The organism is Xanthomonas sp. WHRI 10204, assembly GCF_040202875.1.
GTDB lineage: Bacteria > Pseudomonadota > Gammaproteobacteria > Xanthomonadales > Xanthomonadaceae > Xanthomonas.
This window is the reverse complement of record NZ_JBEGDW010000003.1, coordinates 223361-245551: the sequence shown is the minus strand read 5'-3', so window position 1 is coordinate 245551 and position 22191 is coordinate 223361. Positions and strand designations below refer to the sequence as shown.

Below are 22191 nucleotides of genomic sequence, written 5' to 3'. Positions count from 1 at the left end.
TCTTCGTGTTCCACGTTCAGTGGCCGAGCCCTGAAGGGCCGGCCACAGGATTGCCGTCAGTCGAGAAGTGACCCGGGGCGAACCCGGAGCGCCAGTGCGATGCGCTCGATGTTGTAGATCGTCACATTCTTCTCGCCACGCTCGAGCATACCGATGTAGGTCCTGTGGACGCCGGCTGCCTCGGCAAGGTCTTCCTGCGACAGCCCGCGCTCCTTTCTCAATCGCCGGACGTTGCCAGCAAAGACGGTGACCAACCGAGTTTCGTGAACTGCCCGAGCCATCGCGAGATGGTCTGGGTTTGAATACTACTATTCGACATACTACGATTAGCACTAGCTTGGGCTGGAGCCGGCTTCGGCAGGGTCAAGCCGGTTGGGCAGCAGATCAGAAGTTGGGTGGATGAATGAAAAAAGTGGCTCCTCCCTGCGTGGTGCCGGCGTCTGCCTTCCTGGTCGGTCGTAGGGGGAGGCGGCCGTCCTGGGCTTACGCACATGGGCACGCTCAAATCGACGAGAAGCAGGAGATCTAAATTGGGGAAGGGCTACTACGAAGTACTCGGGATCCGTACAAATGCCGGGCCAGAAGAGATAGAGCGGGCATATCGGGGCCGACGTAGCCAGTACCACCCGGACCGCTACGCAAACTCGGATTCGGAGACGCTGGACTGGGCGACCTCGAAGATGCAGGAGGTCAACCAGGCCTACGCGGCACTTCGGGATCCGGTCAGTCGTGCACGCGTAGATGAAGAAGTGCGAAATAAGTCAGCGCGCCCAGCAGGCCCGGCATACGCCACCCGCGCGCCCAAGCCGGAGCCGTCGTATGCACCGACGTTGGTGCAGGCGCTGGACGGCCTGGCACTAAACGGTGAACCGCTTGAGAGGATCTTCATCGCCCCGCGTATCCCTCAGAAAAAACTTGCCGGCGCACTGGAATCCTACGGGCAAGGACTGCAACCACAGGATGTGGTTGTGCTGATTGACGACACGCTCTTTGGCGGTGCACGCGAAGGTGTCCTGATCACCGAAGCACAGATCAGATGCAAAGCCGTGTTCCAACCAGTGGAGATTCGCCTGCTTGGAGTCCTGTCGGCGATCACGACAGAAGGGAAGTACGTCTACATCAATGGCGAGCGCTTCGCCGATCTGAACATGCCTAACAAAGGCGACTTGAAGGCGCTCTTCAAGGCCGTAAGCCGCTATCTGCAGCAAGGCCATTAACCATCACAACAACAGGGGGAAAGAGATGAAATATCTGATTGGGCTCTACGGAGCCTCGGTCGTAGTTGCTGCAATCTGTTTCGCCAATTGGGGGCAATACGCCTACAAAGGCTTTGCCTACAACCTCGGCCGCGCGCTGGTCTGGCCAGCAATTGTGTTCCCGTCGTTCGGGGGGCTTCTCAGCGGGTTGATTTGGCTTGGCGTCATCGGCGGCGTGCTGGTCCTTGTGCAAAGGAGGGCCTAGTCATGGCACGAGATATCGCGAAGGTTGCGGCCGCTCTGGCGGCGTTGCTGATGCTTGGAGCATGCAGCAGCAAGGCGGACAAGGCACGCAGCGAATTCATCGGCAGCTGTGCCAGCAGCGGAGGGAGCGAGTCTGTCTGCGAATGCGCTTTCGACAAGCTGCAGGCGCATTACGGGGAAGAAGGAATTGTTGCAATTCAGTCCGAGGGCTCTCCGCCCCCGGACTTCATCGATCAATTGGCCGATGCCGCACAACAGTGCAGGAAGCGATAAGGAAATGAAGATGAAGCAGATTTACCGGTCCACGATGATCCTGCTAGCCACGCTAGCCGTAACAGGATGTGGTAACGCAGATGAGGTAACAAAAGCCGGCGAGCTCAATCTCGCTGGTTGCAAGGTGCCCGCGGGTACCAAGCGAGTAGAGGCCGAAGCTATCCAGTGCGATGCAGCCAAGGGCGTAACAGCTGAGTCAGAGAAAGCGCCTGCGCTGGAAGCTGTCCAGATCACCCCGGACGCTGAGGTCATCAACGCAGCCATCGCCCAAGAGGCGAGGAAGGCTGACGGAGCGACCGAGTACAAGGACGCGCGGAAGGTGATCGAAGGCGATCTGACCGCGGATGGCAAGCCAGAAGTGGTGGCCCTTTATACGTTAGAGGGTAGCGGAAACGGCAATGGTGCGGGCAGTTATCTGGCGGCATTTGAACGCAAGGAGGGTTCCCAGTTGCAGCTGGCCGGCACGACGTCGGTAGCTGGCTTCGGGGTCGCAGCCCAGAAGGTGAGCTTGAAGGACGGCACCGTGCATGTGACGTTGCTGGTGCCAGGACCCGATGATCCGGCTTGCTGTCCCTCTACGGAAGAGGAAAGCTTGTACGTCTTCCACGGAGGCAAGTGGCTGCAGGTGCAGCCATCACCCTAATCTCTGCCTGCCTCACTACGTAAAGGGAGCATCTGCTCCCTTTACGTAGTACCGACGCCGAGCCATTCTTTTTTTGCAGACGCTCTAAGGTGAGGGGGATCTGGTGTCCGAGGCCACTAAGCGCAGTCAAAGTGTCAACGGCTCTGCCAACCGACCTCATTGCGTATTCTTGCTTGCGCTCTCTGGCTCTACATGCTGTAGCAATGCCAGCAGAAGATCGCCAGGCAAATTGGATAGGCTCTAGGCTGTGAAGCATGATCTGGCATCGTTTCCGAGCTGCCACGACGGTTGCAGCTTAAGTTCTTGCTAGCAAAGTCGCGGGCCCGAAGTGGTTGATGAAGGCGCGGCGCACAGTTGAGCCTCACAAGCTGTGCGCCGACTGGCGGTTAGCAACGTATTCATCCCGTTGCGTTTGGCTCATGTGCCTGATTTGCGCCTTGCCCAAATGGGTCTCGGCCTTGCGGTCGATGCCGCGTGCTCTGAAACTGCGGTGATCGACCTGCCACGAGAGGCCTGCTTCGGCCAGGTACCGATTGATGATCGTGGAGATCGTCATCCTAGATGCGACGAGATCCTGGCTCATCTCGAACGGCGTCTTGCCGCCACTGAGCTTCCTGCAGCCGCCACGCTCGGGATGGGCTGGGTTGTAACGGGTGAAATAGCGATCGGCAGGACGTGCGGTGCCGTCGTCAGGGCGATCGGAGTACATTAGATGGCAGTGGAGATTGATGCACCCGCCAAGCTCTGCCTCTGGGCCATGCAGGGCGGCCTGCCAAGGGCGCGGCCCGACAACAGCCTGCGCGATCTCCTTCATCAAAGATATGTTGGTCTCGATGCTCAGCTGGTTGGGGAGGGCAATGATCCACTCTCGATAGGCGGCGCCGCCATTGCGCTCCCACTCGTCAGCGTACTTCCAGAACGTCAATGGATGGTCCCGGCTCCACTCGGGCATGTTGTCGAAGGCGAAAGCGAGTAGGTCATCTTGCGCAGCCCACTTGCCCATGCGGGCATCGTACCGGCAGTGCTCGGCGGCGCTGCCTTTGTTTCCTTTCTTGATTTCTGCGTGGAACTCGAACACTGGTGCTACTCCGGTTGCGCAGGAAGGCGTGGGCAGGCGCACATTTTGAGAAACGTTAAGTCCGCCTCCTCATTCCTCCCCTATGTGTGGTTGACCAACAGAGGCTCTCAATGGAGGCGAGTACGCTGTTGTCTGATCGGGGTGTGCGGGGTGTGTGCGGTGTATCCGTACATACGGTTACCCTTCCGGTAGAAAAATACCGATCATCGACTTCGTATGAATGATCTTTGGAGCGAACATCCTGCGGCTGTTGGCTAGTGCAGGATACTAGGGAGCCAGCGCCTGCCTTGGGGACGTCAGAGCTGAGGAAGCAAGAAGTATCGGACCGGAACAGTTACTCATCTGGAGGTGACACGCCGGGCAAGCGTCGAAGGCCCTGCCTGATGCCCCAAGATCCAGCGCGCGCTAGCCGCAGTGCTGGAGCGCTGATACGCCAGTGAATGCGTCCTGACACCAAGTTGCATCGTCGGTGCCTCCGCTGCCCGCAGATCATCGGGGAGAGGGGCTGGGTGCTAGCCCCGGCAGAAGCTTCTCGCCCTAGGCCGTGCATACAATGCACACCGCTACTTTTGGGGCACTGTGCATGGTGTGCAGCGTCTTAGATGAACAAAAAAGCCGCCCAGTGGGCGGCTCTTGGAGGGGGGCTCCCCTCTACAAGGAGGGCTTGTCAAAGAAGCTCCGCAGCATCTCAACCCAGAGCGGTCCGCTGCCGCTCTCTTCGTTGTGATAACGAACCCGTATCACGCCGGTGTCTTGGAGGTAGTCAAGCGCTGCCTCAAAGCGTCCCTGATGGCGGATCGGGCCTTCCTTCCGGAGAAGGTTGCGGCGAACAGTTGACCGTCCACGTGAGTAGTACTTGCGATGCATGAAATTGGTCAGTTTGTAGGCATCATCCTCATCCTCGGGGATATCGTCTCCGCTGAACATCCGAAGTGCTTCGTTGATGTGCCAGTTAACTACGGCCAGCGCACGCTTAAGCGTCTCGTGACTGATCTCCGTCCCCGCCTGGCCCGAGAAAAAGTGCAGGATCGCTGCCAGGCGGCTCGCGTTGTCCAGTGCCTTTGCGGCAAAGTCGCGGATACCGAAGAGCTGCCCGTCCTTATGCATGGCTGCCTCAACACGATTCTGGTGGTCTACCCAGAGCTCCTTTGCCTCTTGGGCAAAGGTCAGCCGCACCGGCGTCGAGCGAGCTTGGAAACGTAGTTCGAGGAGCTCGCGAACCCGGGTGTGGAAGAGCTTCAGCTTCTCCCACACTGGCTCATCCAGAGTCATGTAGCGAAAGCCCATGGTTGAAGACGGCCAAGCGACCAGGAACCGAGCCAAGAAACCGGAGCCGCGCGCGAGCCGGCCACGCTTGTCCATGAAGTCCTTGAACACCTCCTCCTGCACCATGAAGCTGAGCGTCATGTTGGGATGCCGTGCAACATAGTTCACGTCGGCGCGCTGGAAGCTGAGGATCTTCGGGCAATCCCACGCCTCATTGATCACGCCGAACTTGTTGGTGACACCTCCCTTCAAGATGATTTCACCCTCGGAACTCATAATCACCACGGACTTGCCCTCGCCACGCAACGCCTCCATCAGTGGGCGTTCGGTGATGCTCTGGTGAATCAGCTGGGCGTGTTCAATTTTCTGCGGCATCTCGGCGTTGAGTGCGATCAGCTTAGTGCGAATCGAATTTACCTCCTCATCGGAGTCTGCCTCGATTGCCTTCTGAAGTTTGCGCTGAAGGACCTTGTGCTTTGCCTTCCAGCAGGTCACCTCTGCTTGGTACGTATGGATATCGCTCTCGGAGGTGGATGCGAGGCGAATGTCGTACTCGAGCAAAGGATCACCTACGAGATTGTCGCAGGCAGTCTTGCGCTCACCGGAGTCGGCGATGGTTGCGTAGAACAGCGACGCGGGACGCTCCTGGCCGGTAGGTGTCTCCACCACAACCAGGCCTTGGCACGCCGCAGACATGACCGTGCCGAAGGAACTGGCGATCAGCGCGAGCGGTGCCTGGAGGTTGTCCTGGGTCTCCAGTACGGCGTCGCGGATCAGCGGATACAGCGCGTTGGTCGGGAAGTTGTCGGGGTTGCGGCGGATCATGCTGCGTCCTCCCCGTCCGAGGTGACCGTTTCCTTGGCGTGCTGCTCCAGCAGTTCCTTGAAACGAGCCGGGTGGAGCTTCAACCCCTTCTTGGACAGCATGGCGAGGATGGACTTCTGCGTGATGCCCTGGTCCATCAGCTCGGTGATCACCGGGTAGAGCAGGGCAAACAGCTCCTCCTTCTGCTGCTTCGGATTGGGTTTGAGGGTGCGCAGCGACATCGCGATGCGCTCGGCCTGGGTCTGCACGCTGGCGGCAGCCGACTTGATGTTGATCTCGTTCATTGGTCGGCCTCCTTAGTGCGAGCTGCGCGCAGCGGCGCAGGATTCGATGTAAACGACGATGTCCTGGTGCAGCCAAGCCGTGGGTGCGCGGTCGCCCTTGCCCAGCTTGAAAGGGCGGGGTATGTCAGGGTCGTACTGCGGAGAAGACTCGTCGAGGCGGTTGTACAGCGTGCTGCGCGAGATCCCCAGCAACTGCAGGACTTCAGGCAGGCGTACCGCGCGAGGTGAAGGAGCCTGGCCTGTCTGGTTCGATTGACCATTGCTGCGGAAGGAGGCAAGGATGCGTTCGAGATGCTTCAGGACGATGGCCTGGAACTCGCGGTCGACCTGATCAAGGCTCGAAGCCGAAGCGCTGCGCGCTGCAGGCTCTGCCATGCGGGTACGGGCGTGACGGTGTGCGTTGGCGATGTTGTTCATGCTGACTCCAAGTGGTTGTGGGCTGAGAGCCCGTCCCTCAGACGGCGTCATTGCCGTCTGAGGGGTCGCACTTTGGAGCTGCTTTTGAATCCTGTCATGGTAAAAACAGGCTGGAGTTTGACGGTCTATCGTTTTTGTAGTAGTGGGTCAGAAAGGAGGCGGGAGGCCTTTTCGGCCACCTTACTGAGCTCTGGGTACTTAGCGGCTTCCTTGGTCGCCCAACGGAGCAGCGGACCTGCGAGCCGGTGCCCTGGCTCGCCCTCTTCTGCAGGGGGGCCTTTGATGGTTTTGTCGTAGTCCGCCACCACAGCGGCGTACCGTTCGGAAGACAATAGCTCCTCCGATACCTGCTCCATCATTGCGTCCTTGTGGAAGCGCTTGTTAGGCGACGCATCTCTCGGTCTGCTTTCCATCCATGACGTGAGCACCTCAATCGCGGCTTGCTCAAGAGCTTGCCTTTGTTGCAAGCCGCGCTTGCTGCCTTGCGCGCTCATTGCTTCGGAGTGCGTCATCGGTGAATTGATGATGCCGATGTAGTAGTGGCACTCGATCAATGCGTGCAGCATCCGTGTCTCGTCGCCGGCATCAGCGGCATTCTTTGCTTCAACCCAGTATCCGATGGCGATGTCCGTGACTTCACGCGTTGCCTGTCGCAGCCATTTTTCGTGTCCCTCCTTTCTGCTGGCCGCTGAATCCTTACGGGTCTTGATGAAGGGGAGGAGAAAGAGCTTCAACTCGTCCTCTGGTCGCGCACGCTCCTCCTTCCAATGCCTGTAGCTGGTGGCGTTGCCGTATTCCTGGAGATTCTCTGTGGCGGATAGCCAGCGCTCTTCGAAGGACTCTCCTGCAGCAGCACGTTCTTCGTAGATCGTTTTGATCTGCACCAAGGTACGTTCAAGGAGGGCCGTGGTAGTTGGCAACGTCGCGCTGCTGTCATAGCGGCCTTGACTGCGGCTTTGCTCGCCCAAGCTCAGTGCAACTATCGGGAGTTTAAGGTGCCGGAGGCGCCTGTCATTGAAAGGTGTAGTGCGATCAGGTGCTGTGTTCATTGCTCGATTTTTAGTCTGGATGCTTCGGGCTTTTAGGAGGGGTGGGAAGTGGCTTCCCCCTGCATTTTCGAACATCAGAACCAGTCGAGGAAGTCACATATCTATGATAGGTCCATCGAGAGAGAGTGGCACCCAGTGATGAGCAGCATCAGAACTCAAAGAGATGTATGTATGTAAGTATTCGCATATTTAAGTATGTTGATGCTGCATACACTGAAGCCAAGAAACATCAAGGAACTCTATCGCCATGAATCCGCGCGCCTTGCCGAGGGCTCAACGAATCAGGCCATCACACCATGCGCGAGCGTTCTTCGGAGCCGGTTGAGACCAGTTCAAGCAGCCGGCGTGCGAGAGCGAAGATCGCAACGTCGAACTGCGCGCGCGCATCCTTGCGTTGGCGCATTGCCATCGCCGCTAAGGCGTGGCGATGAGCTATCTCACATTGCGACAGAAAGAACGCCTCGTGAACTACAAGCGCGTGGAGCGGTTGTATTGCGAGCAGCAGCTGAAGGTCCGACGGCGCAAACGAAAAAAGGTACCCGTGGGCGACGGTCAGCCGCTGTTGCGGCCATCGCAGGCTAACCAAGTGTGGCCAATGGGTTTCGTGTTCGACCGCAACGCCGAAGGTCGAGTGATGATGTGTTTTGTGACCCTGGACGACGCAACGCGCGAAGCGGTCGCAATCGACGTGGAGCGCGCGATCTCGGGCCACGATGACACGCGTGCTGGACCGATTGGTGCACAGTCGCGATTCGCCTCAAGTCATCCGTGCTGACAAAGGCAAGGAGTTTTTCGGCGCGGTGTTCGCTGCTGACGCAAGAAATGGGTGTGTCGAAGATCGCATGAGGCGTGGCGCCGTCCCTCGCTTACTGGGCAAGAGACGATGTGGGCGCTGCTACATTGTCCGCTGTTGCGGGAGCTGCATGTGCTGCTTCTCAGCAGGCAAAAGAGAGCGCAGAAAATCGTACCATTCGAGGTTTGTAGCCTCGCAGCGCGCCTCAACTTGCTCAACAATCCAATGCGAGTAGACCAGCACGGGTGCATTGCCTTCTGCGATGTCATCAACTGCGGCGCCGACGAGCCAGCCAAGTGCAACCATCTCATCATCAGTGCCGGCGACAGGATCATCTTTCACTACGACTGTCCAAGAATCCGTATCGTCACCCTCAACGTAGGCAAGAACAGCTCCATCTTCCCCAATGAGTTCAACAATGATGTTGCGCTCGGCATCAAAAGCGGCCATCCAATCTTTAACCTTACTTGGGGCTGTGAGTAGTCGCGCCTGCGCTTCTTCAGCTCTCTTGCGACGCTCCTTGAGCTTCGCTTTTCGTGCTGCATCCGATTTCTTTGCCATTGTTGCTCCTAGCGTAAAACGCGGTACAGATGCCTGCGCGGCAGATGTGGGCTGTCGTTGTCAAAGTCTAACTTTCGATTCAATCAGCTACCTGTCCCGGTTATGACATTCTCGGCCCCGTCCTGCTCGGGTCGTTTTGGGTCTGGTCACGTGCTTGCGCTAGCTCCTGCAATCGAGTCTGTTCTTGCGTATCGCGGGTCTGACTCGCAGCTAGGTATTGCTGTTCCGGAGCTGCCGCTAGCGCCTCGCTGGTCGGCATATGTGCCCGGTTGGCGAAAGGATCCGGGGAGGAGCCTGGGCCTGAGCGCATCACGAACATCGTCACCCCGCCTGGAAGCTTGTCGGTCGGGACGTTCAGTGCCACGTCCACCTTGTCGCCGGGCTTGAATCCCGCCTCCACGGCTATTTTGTAGGCGCTCGCAACCATGCGATCGCTGCGCTCATCCCACGGCTTGTTGGCGCTTTCATCGAGCCTTGCGATGGAAGAGCGTAGCTGCTCCACCAATGCCGCATCTTGTGGCTTCGGGCCGGCGGCGCTCAGACGATTCACAGACAGCTGCTCGTCTTCCCGAGGATCGTGCGATGCAACAGAGCGCGCACCCATCTGCATTCCCGGTGCGGCGACCTGTGTTGTGGTCGTGCTCGTGGACGCTGCACGCCCTTGCACGTGGTCATCATCCAGCGCAGATGAACGTCCCGGTGCTGTCTGCGGCGACGGCGCGTTGGGTAAGGCGGTTTGCGTAGGCGGTGCTGCAGGCTGCTGCGTCTGAGGCGACTGCGTAGGGGGATTGGGCGAGGTGGCATTCACAGGTATGGCCTGCTGGCGTTCTGCTTGCGATATCTCTGCTGCCGTCGTGGTCGCCCTGATCTCCATGCGGTCGTCGTTCTGGCCAACCACCGTGGCGATTGAGCCATCTTTCTGCAGCTGCAGGAAAAAGGGCATCTGCTTGCCCGTATCGCGTGCATGGTCTTGTGCAACTGCCGTCGTGGCTGCATCGATCTGCGCGTCAGTGCGCGTAATGCCAGCGCGGGCGTACATCCCGGCCACCTGGCTGTGCAAGTCGCTCTGCGTCGGCGTGGGATTGCTGCGGGCGACCTCCGCCATCGACGCCATGTCTTGAAGCCCGGCCTGTTGGCTCTGCCACGTTCGGTTCAATTCCTCGCGTGTGTTGCCAGTGGCCGCATTGGTGCCATAGAACGTGCCGGGCGTGGTCCATTCGCCCCTGGCGTCGCGGATATATGAGTTACCGTCAGAAGCCTGTAAGGGCTGCGGTTGCGTCCGCGCGTTCGTGATGGCCTGCGGCACCGGTTCGCGATTGGTGAACTCATTCCAGCCGAATTGGTTGTAGGCGATCTGGTAGCGGGCCGCTGTTGCTTCCGGAGTGTTGGCGGCGTTCTGCGCGATGATCGTCTGCGATTGGCTCTCCAACGCGGTCGCACGCTCGGTGCTAATCGGGGCGTTATGTGTGATCGGTATCTTGCCGTCGATATTTTCCCTGATTTCAAGCTGCCACTTCCCGGTCTGCGCATCGCGCACGTAGTCGCGGCCCGTTTCAAATGGTTCGCGCGGCGGATGCGTTTCGTTCTTGGCATCCAGGCGGTATGGATCCTGTGGCTTTGGTGGATTTGCCAGCCCGAGTGAGTACGAGTCGTTGGCCGCGCGGTAATTCAGCTCGTCGGCAAGACGGCCAGCAGCAACCAGCCGCGTTTCCTGAAAACCGCCGTTTGGCATCGGTGCGCTCACCTTGCGTGACCAGGTGCCTTGGGGATCTTCCGGGTTGCGCGTCCACTCGTTGCCGCTGCGGTCTGGCTGTGTGTAGATCCGGTTGATGTCCTGCTTCTCGGCCCAACGTTCGCCAAGGTAGGCGCCCGCCACGCCGCCAACCAAGCCAGTAGCCAGCGCGCCAGGCCCCGTCCACGACCCTGTGACGGCACCATAGCCTGCACCAAGCAGGAAGCCGCCTGCGATACCGCCAGCGTTGCGGCCGACGAAGTGCGTGGCCGCTGAGGCGGCCCCTGTGTCATTGCCTTGCGTACTTAGCTGGACCACGCGATGGCCGGTCACGGCGAAGTCGTAGGCTATCAGCGCTACGCCGGCAGCACCCGCGACGCGAGCACCAGAAAGCCCGCGCGCTCCGGCCGCTTCTGCTGCAGCAAGCCCTTCGCCGGCCACGATGCTGCCTTCGCCTGGGACGCCGGGCATGCAGGGCGCAGTCGGTGGCCGTGCGAGGATCGGTGGCATCTCTTGAGGAAAGGTGAGGCGCAGACGCGCCTCCATCGGTTGTGTGATTGGCAGGCGCCCGGCTTGGTTCGCTTCAGCGACTGCTTCGCCCAGTGATTGCCGGCCGCCCCATCTATCACTGAGGGTGGAGGTTCCCGGCTGATCGATCGCGTCCAACGCAAGTTGGACATTGCCTTCAGACCGCGTCACGCCGGCCCAGCGCGCCTCTGCTGCGGCCATCTTCCCCACATCGGCAATCTGCCCAGCATGACTTTGTTGGTAAGCCGCGAGATCGCCATGAAAGGCCCGGATCTTTGCGTTCGCCTGCTGTGGGGTCATGCCCTGCGGCGTGTTGCTTACAAGGTCGCCATTGACCAAGCCCACCTTGAGTGTGTCGGTCAGGCCGTTGACTCTAGCCGCGATGCGCTGTGCTGCGGCTTGATCGCCGCGCAGCGTTGCTTGCCCGTCGGGGGACAGTTCCAATCTTTCAAGCCGATTCGCAAGTTCCTCTGAGTACGCCCCAAGCGGTCCACCGGGGTGAGGCGACAAACCCATCCTCGCGGCCAGTGCTTGGTCCGCAGGAAGATTGAGGATGTTGCGTGGACCATGCAGCTCGAACAGACCGCTTCTGGAAAGCGACTGCAGCAAGCGGCTCTCACTGAAAGCCGCTTGCTCAATGACATGGTGCCCTTGGAAAGCCGGTGTATCAGCCATCGGTGCAACTCCCGCTCAGAAATCCGTATCGAGGGTTTGACGCGTCAGAGGTCTGCGGCGTCTCGCAGCGAAGGGCCGCTAAGTTGGGCTGCGTTCAAGGCATCGAACAGAACGCGGTCACAAATGGCCTCGGTTCCTAGGCGTGACTGGCGGAAGATGTGGGCGTTACCAACGACCTCGCGCTTGAATACAAGGCTTGCACCGCCGGATACGCTGTAGAAGTTGAGGTCTTGCCCGGTCTCGTAATCGTGTTCGATCTCGATCTGGACCCGCGATTCACTCTCGTCAATCGCATCAAGCCAACGCGTCACGCTGCAGAGGTAGTACTGAGGACCCTGCGTGCCGTCGGCAAGGGTGAAGTCGCATGCCGCGAAGGCGAAGCCTTCCGAATCGAAGGTGTCGAACACCTGCTTCAATGCTTCCGAAACGATCCAGATGCCCGCCAGCTTCTCGAAATCACGCGGCATCTCTTGCTGTCCCGGCACCTGCACTAGGTGTGGCCTCACCGGATACTGGCTCGGATCACCATTGGGAGGATCCATGGTGTTCATGCCAGGGGGCAGAAGCAATTCTTCATTGGCAATCTTCAAGCCAGCGCTTTGACCATTGCCTCGGAAGCTTGGCCGGAGGACAAAAAATTCCCCCAGATGGGAGTCGCTCGCGACAGTGACGGGGATTGCTGCCTCATCGTTCATGGTGATTTCCATCGTGGACGGGTGCGCCGCAGATCGCAGCTGATTCCTTTGGTGTGAGGGATTCTATGGCAATGGGCGGCATGCCTGTAAGGCAGGTGGCCGAACATGCGCTAGGGAGACCTCCACCATTGGCGCCCCGTTGAAGCGTCCTCGTTAACTCGATCCACTTGGAAGTAGAGTTCCATCCCAAGGAGCTCTGTATGAAGAAGTCGAAGTTCACCGAAGAACAGATGGTTCGGATCCTCAAAGAAGTCGAGGCCGGTGCAAGGGTTGGCGAGACCTGCCGCAAGCACGGGATCAGCGAGCCGACCTATTACGTCTGGAAGTCCAAGTTTTGACTCCCCGTAAACTTGATCCATCCATAGTTAGAGGTCTCCGGGCACACTAGCCCCAAGGAGACCAAGCATGCGCAAGAGCAAGGTCACCGAGAGCCAGATCGTCCCCACGCTGAAGCGGGTCGAGCGCGGCCGCCAGGTCAAGGATGTCCGTCGCGAGCTGGGCATTTCCGAGGCGACCTACTACGTCTGGAAGTCCAAGTACGGTGGCATGGAGGCAGCTGATATGCAGCGCTTTCGCGACCTGGAGACCGAGCACAGCAAGTTCAAACGCATGTATGCCGAGCTTGCAATGGAAAACCATGCACTAAAGGATGTCATCGCAAAAAAGCTGTAGACCCGGCGCACAAGCGCCCGCTTCTTGCCTGGCTCGTCGAGCAGCATGGCTGGAGCGAGCGCCGGGCCTGTTCAGTCGTTGGCGTGGCGCGCTCGACAGCGCACTATCGGCGCCGTCCCGATCGCGACGAGGAGGTCATTACGCTGTTGTCCGAATTGGCCGAGCGCTTTCCCGAGCGTGGTTTTGGAAAGCTGTTTCAACTCATCCGCCGTCGTGGGCATGTGTGGAATCACAAAAGGGTGTGGCGCGTGTATTGCCTGATGAAGCTCAATCAACGTCGTCGCAGCAGGCGCCGGGTCCCGACGCGCCATCCACAGCCGCTGGCGTGCGGACAACGGCCCAATGCCGGATGGTCAATCGACTTCATGTCCGATGCGTTATGGGACGGTCGGCGTTTTCGCACGTTCAATGTCATCGACGATTTCAGTCGGGAAGCCTTGGCGATCGAAGTGGGCTTCAATCTTCCGACCGCCCGCGTCATCCGCACGTTGGAACGTATCGCGACCTGGCGCGGCTATCCCGCTAAGCTTCGCCTAGACAATGTCCCGGAGTTGTCGCATTAGCCTTGGCCGAGTGGGCCGAGCGCAAAGGCATCGCTCGAGCCGGGACATGCCGCGCCTGATGCCGTCGAGTAGTTCTCCAAGTTCCTTAGGGCTCCACGGCTTGCCGTGCCGCGTGGGTAGGTCGGGGGTCTTGGACGAGGACTTCGTGGACGCAGTCATGTTTCTGCTTCCATGCTCTTCACGCGGTGGTTCAGGCTTCGGCCCCGACACAGCTCAGGCACAGCGTGAGGGCTTTTGTCTTATCAGCCATCTCATTTGTGGCCCGATCTGTTATCTCACACGGCCATGGCTTGTTGGGCGACGTAATTGAGCAAGTAGCCCTGTGCTCGCCCGTATGTCTCGCTGTACTGAGCATAGTGGCGCGCGACGACTATCAGACCCCTGAGGCTGTGATAGATGGCGTTTTGCGCGCACAGCCCATACTTCACGTTCAGTGGCGTCAACCGGCTTGCACGGCAGTCTCGTAGGCTTGCAGCCGCGCAAGGGTCCAAAAGCTCGAGCGAGCCCGTGCGAAGATATGATCCTGTGTTGCTCGCTCCCCAGTAGCTCGGGTATCAAACGAATTGGCGGGTATCAGAGCGGGTATCAGTGAGTGTTTTCGGGCTTTGTCCCTTTTAAAAACAAATAGATAGGCCTGACATGTTGCTCATGCTCGACAACTACGACAGCTTCACCTACAACCTCGTGCAGTACCTGCAGGCACTGGGCGCCGAGGTCACGGTGGTGCGCAACGATGCGATGAGCGTCGATCAGATCGCCGCGCTCAAGCCCGAGCGCATCGTGATCTCGCCCGGCCCATGTACGCCCAACGAGGCCGGTATCTCGCTGCAATTGATCGAGCAGCTTGGCCAGACCACGCCCATCCTTGGTGTGTGCCTGGGTCACCAGAGCATCGGCCAGGTGTATGGCGGCGATGTGATCCGCGCTGGCAACATCATGCATGGCAAGACCTCGCCGATCCGCCACGAGGGCAAGGGGGTGTTCGCCGGCCTGCCGGACAGTTACCAGGCCACGCGCTATCACTCGCTGGTGGTGGACAAGACCACCCTGCCGGATGCGCTGGAAGTCACCGCATGGACCGAGAATCCGGATGGCTCGGTGGAAGAGATCATGGGCCTGCGCCACCGTCAGTTCCCGGTGGAAGGCGTGCAATTCCATCCCGAGTCGATTCTGACCCAGCACGGTCATGCCCTGCTGAAAAACTTTCTGGAGCGGTGATCGCGATGGGCGCTACACCTGTTGCCGCTGGCGGTGCAGCTTGTCTGGGCCGCGAGACATCCGCGTGGCACTCCCGCGCCGGCACGCGTGCCTACGGCGCAATACGCAGTGGGTTGCTGACGGTTTCGCTGCAGCACACAGACAGCGAAACCATCGCTGAGCAAGGCCTGCACGCTGCGCAATTCGCCAAGGTCGCTTCACGATGAACACGTCCAACGACAGCATGCATTTCTACGAACCTGCGCACGGCCACGGGCTGCCACACGACCCGTTCAATGCCATCGTCGGTCCGCGCCCGATCGGCTGGATCGGCTCGCACAGCGCCGAGGGCATCGCCAATCTGGCGCCGTATAGCTTCTTCAACGCCTTCAACTACACCCCGCCGATCGTCGGGTTTGCCAGCATCGGCCGCAAGGACAGCTTGCGCAATATCGAAGCGACCGGTCAGTTCACCTGGAATCTGGCCACGCGCCCGCTCGCCGAAGCAATGAACGCGAGCGCGGCGATGGTGCCGTCGGAGGTCGACGAGTTTGCGCTTGCCGGCTTGCAGATGGCGCCGTCGCGTTTGATCGATGCGCCGCGTGTGGCGGCAAGCCCGGTCAGTTTCGAATGTCGGTTGAGTCAATTGGTGCAGCTGCACAGTGCAAGCGGTCAGGCCGTAGAAACCTGGCTGGTGCTTGGCGAAGTGGTGGGCGTGCATCTTGCGCACGCCGCGCTCGATAACGGCGTCTACGACCCGGCCAAGGTGCAGACCATTTTGCGTGCCGGTGGCCCGGCCGATTATTTCGAAGTGCAGCCGCAGGCGCGCTTCCAGATGCGTCGGCCCGGCCAATGACCGACTGACCGCATCGATTCGGTCCTGCGCACCTGGCTGCCTGTAACAGCCCCGCGCAGTGATCCCTGCGCGACACACTGCAGGCCCTCGCTTGCAGCCGTTTTCCTTCTGTCTATGGCCGTTCCCATGCCCATCACGCCCCAAGAAGCCCTGCAGCGCACCATCGAACATCGCGAAATCTTCCATGACGAAATGGTCGAATTGATGCGGCAGATCATGCGCGGCGAAGTCTCCGACATGATGGTCGCCGCCATTCTCACCGGGCTGCGGGTCAAGAAGGAAACCATCGGCGAAATTGCCGGCGCCGCTACCGTCATGCGCGAGTTCTCGCGCCGCGTGGAGGTGAGCGATCGCCAGCACATGGTCGACATCGTCGGCACCGGCGGCGATGGGTCGCATACGTTCAACATCTCCACCTGCGCGATGTTCGTGGCCGCCGCCGGCGGTGCCAGGGTGGCCAAGCACGGCAATCGCAGCGTCTCATCCAAATCCGGCAGCGCCGATGCACTGGAAGCCCTCGGCGCGGTGATCGAATTGCAGCCCGAGCAGGTCGCCGCATCGCTGGCGCAGACCGGCATCGGTTTCATGTATGCGCCGGTGCATCACCCGGCCATGAAGGTGGTGGCGCCGGTGCGTCGCGAAATGGGCGTGCGCACCATCTTCAACATCCTGGGCCCGCTGACCAATCCGGCCGGTTCGCCCAACATCCTGATGGGCGTGTTCCATCCGGATCTGGTCGGCATCCAGGCGCGCGTGTTGCAAGAGCTGGGCGCCGAACGCGCCTTGGTGGTGTGGGGGCGCGACGGCATGGACGAACTCTCGCTCGGTGCCGGCACCCTGGTTGGCGAACTGCGCGACGGCCAGGTGCGCGAATACGAAGTGCATCCGGAAGATTTCGGTATTGCCATGTCGGCCAGCCGCAACCTCAAGGTGGCAGACGCCGCCGAGTCGCGCGCGATGCTGCTGCAGGTGCTGGAGAACGTACCCGGCCCGGCGCTGGATATCGTTGCGCTCAATGCTGGCGCTGCGCTGTACGTCGCCGGCGTTGCCGACAGCATCGCCGAAGGCATCGTGCGCGCCCGCGCCGTGCTGGCCGATGGCTCGGCGCGCGCCAAATTGGACGCGTATGTCGCCTTTACGCGCCAGGTCGGCGCATCGCACTGACCATGCCTGGCGCTGCAATGCTTCGGCAATCATGCGGCGGCATCTTCACCCTTCCGCAGGCATGCTGCGCAGGTTGGCGTGCAGCCGCGGCCCATTGCGGCCGTCTTGACCGATAATGCCCGCCCGCCAGGACCCGATACGATGAGCGATATCCTCAACACCATCCTTGCCCGCAAGGCCGACGAAGTCGCCGAGCGCAGTGCACGCGTGCCGCTGGCCGAGCTGATCGCGCGCAGCGCAGATTTGCCGCTCACGCGCGGTTTCGCCGCGGCCATGCAGGCCAGCATCGCTGCCGGCGACCCGGCCGTGATCGCCGAAGTGAAGAAGGCCAGCCCATCCAAGGGCGTGATTCGCCCCGATTTCCACCCCGCCGACATCGCGGTCAGCTACGAATTCGGCGGCGCCAGTTGCCTGTCGGTGCTGACCGACGTGGATTTCTTCCAGGGCGCCGATGCCTACCTGCGCCAGGCGCGCGACGCCTGCACGCTGCCGGTCTTGCGCAAGGATTTCACCGTCGACCCTTATCAGGTCTACGAAGCGCGCGTGTTGGGTGCCGACTGCATTCTGTTGATCGTCTCGGCGCTGGAAGACGCGCAGCTGGTCGATCTGTCCGGATTGGCGATGCAGCTGGGCCTGGACGTGCTGGTGGAAGTGCACGACATCGACGAGCTCGAGCGCGCGGTGCAGGTGCCGGTGCCGCTGATCGGCATCAACAATCGCAATCTGCGCACCTTCGAGGTGTCGCTGCAGACCACGCTGGACATGCGCGCCGCGGTGCCGCGCGACCGCATCCTGGTCACCGAAAGCGGCATCGTCACCCATGCCGATGTCCAGCTGATGCGCGGCCATGGTGTGAACGCGTTTCTGGTCGGCGAGACCTTCATGCGCGCGCCCGAACCCGGCGAGTCGCTGCGTCAGCTATTCTTTGCGCATGACTGAGTCGTTTCCCGCACCGCGCGACGATGCGCCGTTGGTGGTCTTCGACTTCGACCACACCTTGTACGACGGCGATTCCGGCAGCCATCTGTTTGCCTGGTTGATCAAGCGCAATCCGTTACGTCTGCTGGTCGCGGTATTGGCCTCGCCGATTCTCGGGCCCATGGTGGCGATGCTGCCCACCCGCCGCCGCGGGGTGTCCGGCTATGTCTGGATCGCCACGTTCGGCCTGCACCGTACGCGCGAGTTCAATCGCTTCATCGATGCTTACGTGCTCAAGCATGAAGCGCAGATCCGGCAGCGTCTGCTTCCGCATGCATTGAAAGTCTTCACCGACCACCGGGCCGCCGGCGATCGCGTGGTGGTCGCCACCGGCGCGCCGCCCGAGCTGGCGCGCGCGATTCTCGGTTTCGTCGCCCATCAGGACGTGCCGGTCATCGGCAGCCTGGTCGGGCCACGGCTGGGCGCGGTCACTGCGCGGCGTCACTGCCACAACGAAGAAAAGATGCGCATGCTGCGCGAACGCGGCTACGCGGACATCGCCATCGCGTATTCGGACAGCACCGCAGACTTGCCGTTGTTGAAGGCCGCACGCGCACCGGTGGTGGTCAATCCCAAGGCCAATCGCGAAGACCTGTTCCGCCAGGTGCTGCCCGCCGGCACGCCGATCCTCAATTGGGGTTGCCGCGACCGTGGTGGCAAGGCGCTCTGAGACAGGCGCAAGCCTCTATGTGGCGGACTGTGTGCAACTGACAAAGACATCGCCCAGTCCGGCTACCGGCTGCCCGCCTCGCAAGTGAGTAGGCGGCACGCGCATGAGGTTGCTGCAATCAACGGATCGTCAGGACTGTGATGCAGTCGCGATGCAGACCGTGCGGTCTGATCGGTCGAAAACACTCGTATAAGAGGTATCGCGCAAAACTGCAGTATTGCGGCGCGCCAAGCGAGCCCAAGAACACAGCAACATTGCCTAAATTCTGCCGTCTCGGCATGCAGCCAGTGCGCTGGGCACTGGCTGCATCGTGCGCTTAGCGCGTGCCGTACAGCACGACAGTCTTGCCGCGTGCATGCAGCAGGCCATCGGCCTGCAGCTTCTTGAGCACACGTCCGGCCATCTCGCGCGAGCAACCGACCAGGCGTGCCAGCTCCTGTCGCGAGACACGCAGCTGCGTGCCCTGCGGATGGCTCATCGCTTCCGGTTCCTTGGACAGATCGTGCAAGGTGCGCACGATGCGGTCGGTCACATCCAGGAACGCCAGGCGGCTGGCTTTCCTTGTGGTGTCGAGCAGTCGTTTTGAAAGCTGAACGCCCAGCGCGTAAAGGATGCGGGGGGCATCCGGCGACAAACTGGTCTGAAACAGCTGCTGCAGGCGCTCGTAGCTGATCTCCGCCAACTCGCACTGGGTGCGGGTGCGCAGGATCACCTCGCGCGTATCGGATTCGATGAACAACCCCATCTCGCCAACGAACTCGCCGTTACCGAAGTAGCCCAGCACCAACTCACGATCGTCATCTTCCTCGGCAATGATGCTTACCGAGCCGCTGATGACGTAGTAGAGGGTGCCAGCCGGGTCTCCTGGCCGGAACACATCGGTCCGGGTCGGATAGCGCCTGCGGTGGCTGTGCGCAAGAAAACGCTCAATGGTGCCTGCGTCCAGCGCCAGCGAAGGGGAAGCGTTACGTACCGTCGTAGTGACAACCGTCGTGTTTCCTGGGCTCATGGTAGTTCCGCGTGTAATTCCTGAAGCTTAACGGCATGAGTCATGCAAGGTAAACCATTCTTAACATCGGCATTTCGTTGCTGGGATCTTTGGCTCATAATTGTTTCCTTTCCCGCCTTCCATAAGGACAGACCGACGTGGTCAAGCCGTTGCCTCGCCTGAGGCTACAGGGGTTCAACAACCTCACCAAGGCGTTGAGCTTCAACATCTACGACGTCTGTTACGCGCGTACTGAAGAGGAGCGTCAGCGCTACATCGAGTACATCGATGAGCAGTACGACGCCGATCGTCTGACGCAGATCCTGACCGATGTGGCCGAGATCATTGGCGCCAACATCCTCAATATCGCACGTCAGGACTACGATCCGCAGGGCGCATCGGTGACGATCCTGATTTCCGAAGAGCCGGTGATCGACAAGAAGCAGGCCGGCAAGGAGCTCATCTCCGACGCTGTGGTTGCTCATATGGACAAGAGCCATATCACTGTGCACACATACCCGGAGACGCATCCGCAGGAAGGCATCGCCACGTTCCGCGCCGACATCGACGTTGCCACCTGCGGCGTCATCTCGCCGCTGAAGGCGCTGAACTACCTGATCGAGAGTCTGGAATCGGACATCGTGATCATGGATTACCGCGTGCGCGGCTTTACGCGTGACGTGAAGGGTAAAAAGCACTACATCGATCACAAGATCAACTCGATCCAGCACTTTCTTGCCAAGAATGTGAAGTCGCGTTACGAGATGTTCGACGTCAACGTCTACCAGGAAAATATCTTCCACACGAAGATGCACCTGAAGGATTTCGATCTCGATCAGTACCTGTTCGAAGAGCGCGCCAAGAACCTGTCGTTCAAGGAGCGTATGAAGATCGAAACGCTGCTCAAGCGCGAGATCGAAGAGCTGTTCCACGGGCGCAACCTGAGCGAGTAATCGCAAAGAACGACCGCTTGCGCGCCTGTTCGCAGGTGCGTCAACGACTCAAGGCGGGACGGCCCGCCACGCGATGACCTCGCGTTCCACAGCCGACGGCGGCCCAGTGTGCAGACACTGGGTCGCTTTTTTTTTGTCCGTTTTTTTCTGTTGAGGAGTACTGCAATGCCCTGGATTTATCTCGTACTGGCCGGCCTGTTCGAAATCGGCTTCGCACTGGGCCTGAAATACAGCGACGGCTTTACGCGACTGTGGCCAACCGTGCTGACGATCAGCTTGGCCGGCATCAGCCTGTGGTTTTTGACCCAGGCACTGAAGACCATTCCGGTCGGCACCGGCTACGCGATCTGGACAGGTATCGGTGCGCTGGGCGTGACCATCGCTGGCATCGCATTGTTTGGCGACAGCGCATCGTGGTCGCGTCTGGCCTGCATCGGACTGATCGTTGCCGGTGTGATCGGCTTGAAGTTGGTCGGTTAGTCAGCCCCGCTACGCGGGCCTGACCCCCAAAGGTTTGCTTCGCAAATCTTGGGCCCCGACTTCGTGGCTGCCTATCCCCGCGCCCTCGGCCGTGGCCATGCACGCTTCGCGGACCTGACCCCCAAGGTTGCTTCGCAAATCTTTGGGCCCCGACTCCGTGGCTGCCTATCCCCGCGCTTATCGGCGCGCCCCCTTAACAAAGGGGGCTTTGCCCCAGTTGGGTGCTGCGGGGCGTGCTGCGATGTTTTAGCAGGCGACGAGTCGCGTGTTGCGCTTTATGGCCTGCTTGCGCTGCGATTGCTGCTAGGGATTTCGAATGCGTCGCTGCTTCTTGCTGCTGGTTGGGCGCAGCCATGTTGTGCTGAGTGGGCACTGCCTTCGAAGTGGCCGTGTTGACGGCAGGCTGCGTTTTCGCAATCACTTTCGGCCCGCGTTGCAGCGGTGTTTCTTACTCTGCGGTGTGTACGTCACTGCAGGCCGGAACCTGCTTGCCAACTGCCAACTGCCAACTGCCAACTGCCAACTGCCAACTGCCAACCGGAAATTCCCAATCCCCAATCCCCACTCCTAGAAGCGGTAAGCGACGGTCTTCATCAGCTTGGAAGCCAGGGCCATGGCGGTGGGGATGGGCGGCGGGAGGATGCGGGCGCCGGCTTGTTCGGCCTGGTCGGCGTGGCGGGCTTCGTCGATCTTCATCACGCGCAGGATCGCGCGGCTGCGTTGGTCGATCTCCGGCAGGGTCTCGAGATGTTCGTCCAGGTGAGCTTCCACCTGGCGCTCGGTCTCGACCACGAAGCCCAGGCTCCAGTCGTCGCCGCGCAGCCCGGCCAGGGCGCCCAGCGCGTAGCTGCCGGCATACCAGACCGGGTTGAGCAGGCTGGGGCGGCTGTCCAGTTCGTGCAGGCGATCCGCGCACCAGGACAGATGGTCGGTTTCTTCCTGCGCGGCTTCCAGTAGGTGGTGCTGGGTGTGCGCGTCGCGGGCGACCGCAGCCTGGCCGAAGTACAGGCCTTGCGCGCACACTTCGCCGACATGGTTGATGCGCATCAGGCCGGCAGCATGGCGACGCTGGTCTGGTTGCAGCGCGACATCGGGGGTGTCGGCAGCGGGGTTGGGGCGCTCGGCGGGCGGGTTGCCGAAGACGGTCTCCAGCGCGCGCTGGGCTTCGACCAGCAGCCGATCGAGCGGGCTGTGCAGTCGGTTGGGGGAGGTCTGGGTCATGCGTCGATTCTGGCGCCCGGCCGATCCGCTGCCAACCGCCTTGACCCTGATGGACGCGCGACTTGCGCCGCTGCGGGCTGCCGCGTACAATCCCGCCTCTTCTGTTTCGCCTTCACAACGCGTGGCAAAGTTCCAGCGGTCATCGCCTCTGCAATCCGCCCGACTACTCA

The 22191-nt window shown here is 60.6% G+C and carries 23 protein-coding genes and 2 pseudogenes; 14 read left to right on the top strand and 11 right to left on the bottom strand.

Going from position 1 to position 22191, the window contains the following annotated elements; all coding sequences use genetic code 11:
- Positions 1-56: 56 nt before the first annotated feature.
- Positions 57-254, bottom strand: a complete 198-nt coding sequence (locus tag ABQZ00_RS18215; protein ID WP_228318198.1) for a helix-turn-helix domain-containing protein — start codon at positions 252-254, stop codon at positions 57-59.
- Positions 255-491: 237 nt separating this feature from the next.
- On the opposite strand from ABQZ00_RS18215, the gene ABQZ00_RS18210 reads away from it, so the two are divergent.
- From ABQZ00_RS18210 to ABQZ00_RS18195, 4 genes are read left to right on the top strand one after another with little or no spacing between them, the layout of a single operon-like run.
- The gene (locus tag ABQZ00_RS18210; RefSeq protein WP_323538551.1) at positions 492-1217 is read left to right on the top strand and encodes a J domain-containing protein; all 726 of its coding nucleotides are present in this window, start codon (positions 492-494) and stop codon (positions 1215-1217) included.
- Positions 1218-1242: 25 nt separating this feature from the next.
- Positions 1243-1461, top strand: coding sequence for a hypothetical protein (locus ABQZ00_RS18205; RefSeq protein ID WP_323522809.1), 219 nt, complete (start codon positions 1243-1245; stop codon positions 1459-1461).
- A 2-nt stretch (positions 1462-1463) separates the two neighbouring features.
- Positions 1464-1733: a hypothetical protein gene (locus ABQZ00_RS18200; RefSeq protein WP_323522810.1), complete on the top strand. Its 270-nt coding sequence runs from the start codon at positions 1464-1466 to the stop codon at positions 1731-1733.
- 10 nt (positions 1734-1743) lie between these two features.
- The gene (locus ABQZ00_RS18195; protein WP_323522811.1) at positions 1744-2376 is read left to right on the top strand and encodes a hypothetical protein; all 633 of its coding nucleotides are present in this window, start codon (positions 1744-1746) and stop codon (positions 2374-2376) included.
- A gap of 361 nt (positions 2377-2737) precedes the next feature.
- Here ABQZ00_RS18195 and ABQZ00_RS18190 read toward each other — a convergent pair whose 3' ends face one another.
- The 5 genes from ABQZ00_RS18190 to ABQZ00_RS18170 form a co-directional block, all read right to left on the bottom strand.
- On the bottom strand, positions 2738-3454 hold the full coding sequence (locus tag ABQZ00_RS18190; protein ID WP_323522812.1) for a MobA/MobL family protein: 717 nt from the start codon (positions 3452-3454) through the stop codon (positions 2738-2740).
- Between the two features lie 651 nt (positions 3455-4105).
- On the bottom strand, positions 4106-5545 hold the full coding sequence (locus tag ABQZ00_RS18185; protein ID WP_323522813.1) for a YfjI family protein: 1440 nt from the start codon (positions 5543-5545) through the stop codon (positions 4106-4108).
- On the bottom strand, positions 5542-5829 hold the full coding sequence (locus tag ABQZ00_RS18180; RefSeq protein ID WP_323522814.1) for a hypothetical protein: 288 nt from the start codon (positions 5827-5829) through the stop codon (positions 5542-5544). Before ABQZ00_RS18180 ends, ABQZ00_RS18185 begins: the two co-directional genes overlap by 4 nt.
- A 12-nt stretch (positions 5830-5841) precedes the next feature.
- Positions 5842-6246: a helix-turn-helix transcriptional regulator gene (locus tag ABQZ00_RS18175; protein WP_323522815.1), complete on the bottom strand. Its 405-nt coding sequence runs from the start codon at positions 6244-6246 to the stop codon at positions 5842-5844.
- Between the two features lie 125 nt (positions 6247-6371).
- Positions 6372-7214: a hypothetical protein gene (locus ABQZ00_RS18170; RefSeq protein WP_323522816.1), complete on the bottom strand. Its 843-nt coding sequence runs from the start codon at positions 7212-7214 to the stop codon at positions 6372-6374.
- Positions 7215-7641: 427 nt separating this feature from the next.
- Between ABQZ00_RS18170 and ABQZ00_RS18165 the strand changes: the two are divergent.
- Positions 7642-8093 (top strand): annotated as a pseudogene (locus ABQZ00_RS18165) (DDE-type integrase/transposase/recombinase); the annotation flags it as partial.
- Positions 8094-8190: 97 nt separating this feature from the next.
- Here the strand turns inward: ABQZ00_RS18165 and ABQZ00_RS18160 are convergent.
- The 3 genes from ABQZ00_RS18160 to ABQZ00_RS18150 all read right to left on the bottom strand — a co-directional run bounded on the left by ABQZ00_RS18160 (position 8191) and on the right by ABQZ00_RS18150 (position 12291).
- Positions 8191-8649, bottom strand: a complete 459-nt coding sequence (locus ABQZ00_RS18160; RefSeq protein ID WP_323522817.1) for a hypothetical protein — start codon at positions 8647-8649, stop codon at positions 8191-8193.
- 100 nt (positions 8650-8749) lie between these two features.
- Positions 8750-10732, bottom strand: coding sequence for an XVIPCD domain-containing protein (locus ABQZ00_RS18155; RefSeq protein WP_503064304.1), 1983 nt, complete (start codon positions 10730-10732; stop codon positions 8750-8752).
- 896 nt (positions 10733-11628) lie between these two features.
- Positions 11629-12291 carry an imm11 family protein gene (locus tag ABQZ00_RS18150; protein ID WP_323522819.1) on the bottom strand — a complete coding sequence of 221 codons (663 nt, stop codon included), beginning with the start codon at positions 12289-12291 and terminating at the stop codon, positions 11629-11631.
- A gap of 188 nt (positions 12292-12479) precedes the next feature.
- Here ABQZ00_RS18150 and ABQZ00_RS18145 point away from each other — a divergent pair, with 188 nt between their 5' ends.
- The 7 genes and pseudogenes from ABQZ00_RS18145 (at position 12480) to ABQZ00_RS18115 (ending at position 18379) form a co-directional block, all read left to right on the top strand.
- Positions 12480-12617, top strand: coding sequence for a transposase (locus ABQZ00_RS18145; RefSeq protein WP_503064295.1), 138 nt, complete (start codon positions 12480-12482; stop codon positions 12615-12617).
- A gap of 67 nt (positions 12618-12684) precedes the next feature.
- A pseudogene (locus tag ABQZ00_RS18140) lies at positions 12685-13549 on the top strand (IS3 family transposase); the annotation flags it as partial.
- 604 nt (positions 13550-14153) lie between these two features.
- The gene (locus ABQZ00_RS18135) at positions 14154-14732 is read left to right on the top strand and encodes an anthranilate synthase component II (protein ID WP_055853244.1); all 579 of its coding nucleotides are present in this window, start codon (positions 14154-14156) and stop codon (positions 14730-14732) included.
- 202 nt (positions 14733-14934) lie between these two features.
- The gene (locus ABQZ00_RS18130; RefSeq protein ID WP_323538552.1) at positions 14935-15567 is read left to right on the top strand and encodes a flavin reductase family protein; all 633 of its coding nucleotides are present in this window, start codon (positions 14935-14937) and stop codon (positions 15565-15567) included.
- Positions 15568-15693: 126 nt separating this feature from the next.
- Positions 15694-16731 carry an anthranilate phosphoribosyltransferase gene (gene trpD, locus ABQZ00_RS18125; RefSeq protein WP_115552772.1) on the top strand — a complete coding sequence of 346 codons (1038 nt, stop codon included), beginning with the start codon at positions 15694-15696 and terminating at the stop codon, positions 16729-16731.
- 141 nt (positions 16732-16872) lie between these two features.
- Positions 16873-17670: an indole-3-glycerol phosphate synthase TrpC gene (gene trpC / locus ABQZ00_RS18120; protein ID WP_311239007.1), complete on the top strand. Its 798-nt coding sequence runs from the start codon at positions 16873-16875 to the stop codon at positions 17668-17670.
- Positions 17663-18379, top strand: coding sequence for a haloacid dehalogenase-like hydrolase (locus ABQZ00_RS18115; RefSeq protein WP_055853237.1), 717 nt, complete (start codon positions 17663-17665; stop codon positions 18377-18379). Before trpC ends, ABQZ00_RS18115 begins: the two co-directional genes overlap by 8 nt.
- A gap of 316 nt (positions 18380-18695) precedes the next feature.
- Here the strand turns inward: ABQZ00_RS18115 and crp are convergent, their stop codons facing one another.
- On the bottom strand, positions 18696-19388 hold the full coding sequence (gene crp, locus ABQZ00_RS18110) for a cAMP-activated global transcriptional regulator CRP (protein WP_055853235.1): 693 nt from the start codon (positions 19386-19388) through the stop codon (positions 18696-18698).
- A gap of 137 nt (positions 19389-19525) precedes the next feature.
- Here crp and speD point away from each other — a divergent pair, with 137 nt between their 5' ends.
- Together speD and ABQZ00_RS18100 are read left to right on the top strand one after the other, a co-directional pair.
- Positions 19526-20320, top strand: coding sequence for an adenosylmethionine decarboxylase (gene speD, locus ABQZ00_RS18105; RefSeq protein ID WP_005990692.1), 795 nt, complete (start codon positions 19526-19528; stop codon positions 20318-20320).
- 165 nt (positions 20321-20485) lie between these two features.
- On the top strand, positions 20486-20800 hold the full coding sequence (locus ABQZ00_RS18100) for a DMT family transporter (RefSeq protein ID WP_055853233.1): 315 nt from the start codon (positions 20486-20488) through the stop codon (positions 20798-20800).
- Positions 20801-21367: 567 nt separating this feature from the next.
- Here the strand turns inward: ABQZ00_RS18100 and coq7 are convergent.
- Positions 21368-22021, bottom strand: a complete 654-nt coding sequence (gene coq7 / locus ABQZ00_RS18095) for a 2-polyprenyl-3-methyl-6-methoxy-1,4-benzoquinone monooxygenase (protein WP_115512737.1) — start codon at positions 22019-22021, stop codon at positions 21368-21370.
- Positions 22022-22191 lie beyond the last annotated feature (170 nt).